2 protein-coding genes are annotated in these 1,979 nt (G+C 61.5%); both read left to right on the forward strand.

Annotation, left to right across the window (positions count from 1 at the left end):
- Positions 1–833: S41 family peptidase (locus WCB02_RS27755; RefSeq protein WP_423962953.1), on the forward strand; the 833-nt coding region annotated here is incomplete at its 5' end.
- 127 nt (positions 834–960) lie between these two features.
- A partial coding sequence (locus WCB02_RS27760) for a transglycosylase domain-containing protein (RefSeq protein ID WP_423962954.1) occupies positions 961–1,979 on the forward strand: 1,019 nt, incomplete at its 3' end.

Below are 1,979 nucleotides of genomic sequence, written 5' to 3' on the forward strand. Positions count from 1 at the left end.
ACCTATCCCTGGCCATGATCCAGCTCTTGCTCCAGGGACCGCCCGGCAGCCAGTTGCAGATGGCGGTCATCGGACCCCACAGCGCCAAGCCGCAGAAGATGACCCTCAACCGCGTTCTCGTCGTTGAGCCGGCGGTGAAAGAGTCGCTGTACGAGGGGACGTCGATCCTTTATCTGAAGCCAATCATCATCGATCGCGAGCATGTTCAGCAGATCGAAACCTGGTTGAAGGACATGAACAAGGACGGCAATAAAAAGATTCTGCTGGACTTGCGCGACGTCGCCGCCGGCGATATGACCGAGGCCGTGCGCCTCACCAACTTCTTCGTCAACACGGGAACGATTGCCACGCTCGAGGGCCAGAAGTTCCCCAAGCAAATCTTCACGGCTGATCCCGCGAAAGCGATCAATACCACCGCACCGCTGGTCGTCCTGGTGAACCACGGAACCTCAGGCCCGGCCGAGCTCGTTGCTGGTGCGTTGCAGGACGACGGTCGCGCGCAACTAGTCGGAGAGAAGACCTTCGGCGAGGGCTCGATGCAAAAGACCTTCGATCTGCCCGATGGTGGAGCGATCATCCTGTCGATCGCGAAATATGCGTCGCCCTCGGGCAAGCAGTTTGAGGACGATGCAGTAACGCCAGCGACGATCGTGGCCTCCAACAGGGATCTGTTTGAGGACGACGATTCCGGCGACGACGCTGCCACTGCGACCACTCCGGCCACTGCCGACTCGCCGACACAGCCGGGAAATACTCCCGCCAAGAAGACGCCGCCGCCCGTCGACGACCAGTTCAATAAGGCGCTGGACATGCTGAAGGCCAAGACAGCCTGAACCCCGGCTGCCTGCTCCCGTACACCCGATTCCGAGGGCCGGATCCGGCGGGCCGCATGGTAAGGTTGGTTTTGCCGTGCCACCAGTGAAAATACACTACAGGGTCCCCACGATACGCCGTTCGCCGTTGTGGCGAGCCGTTGGGCGCTTTCCGTTCGGCGAGGCGGATATTCGCAACCGCACGCGCGCAGCCCGCGCTGCCGCGCTTGCCCTTCTGGGCGCCTCCGCCATCTTCGGCGTGATGCTGGGACTGATCCTGGTCTACTCCATCAACCTGCCGCAGATGACGGATCTGGAGCGCTATCGCCCCAGCACCACCACCAACCTCTACGATATCCACGGGCAAATCTTCGGCTCCTTCGCGGACGAGCGCCGCATCGTGGTCCCATACTCCGAGTTTCCGCCCGTGCTGCGCGCCGCAATTTTCTCTATCGAGGACAAGGACTTTGAGAACAATGGCGGCATTAACCTTCTGCGCGTGGTGGAAGCTGCCTACGAGGATGTCCATACCCACGGCAAGGTGCAGGGCGCGTCGACGCTGACCATGCAACTGGCGCGGAATCTCTTTCTGTCCTCGCAAAAGACCTACGGTCGCAAGCTGCAGGAGATATTCCTGGCGTTGGAGATCGAGCGCCGTTTTACGAAGCCGCAGATCTTTGCGCTTTATGCCAACCAGATCTATCTCGGCAGTGGAACTTACGGGTTCGAGGCGGGCTCAGAATATTACTTCAGCAAGCATGCCCGCGACCTGACCTTGCCGGAGGCCGCCATGCTGGCGGCGCTGCCCAAGGGCCCGCAGTATTATTCGCCGGTGCGCTATCCACAACGTGCGCTGAAGCGCCGGAACCTCGTCATCCAGGAGATGCTGAACGACCACAGGATTACGCCGCAGCAGGCAGAGGCGGCCAAGGCAGCGCCACTGGGGCTGCACCTGGAGTCGCCGCCCAACAACCAGGCTCCGTATTTTGTCGAAGAGGTGCGGCGACAGCTGGAGAGCGAGTATGGAGTGGACGAGGTGCATAGCGCCGGCCTGCGCGTCTATACAACCCTCGACCTCAACCTGCAGCGCGCCGCGACCCAGGCTGTTCTCGACGGCACGGCCACCTATGAGCGCCGGCATGGCTGGAAGGGCCACCTGGAGAACGT

Source organism: Bradyrhizobium sp. (assembly GCF_049581145.1).
GTDB lineage: Bacteria > Pseudomonadota > Alphaproteobacteria > Rhizobiales > Xanthobacteraceae > Bradyrhizobium.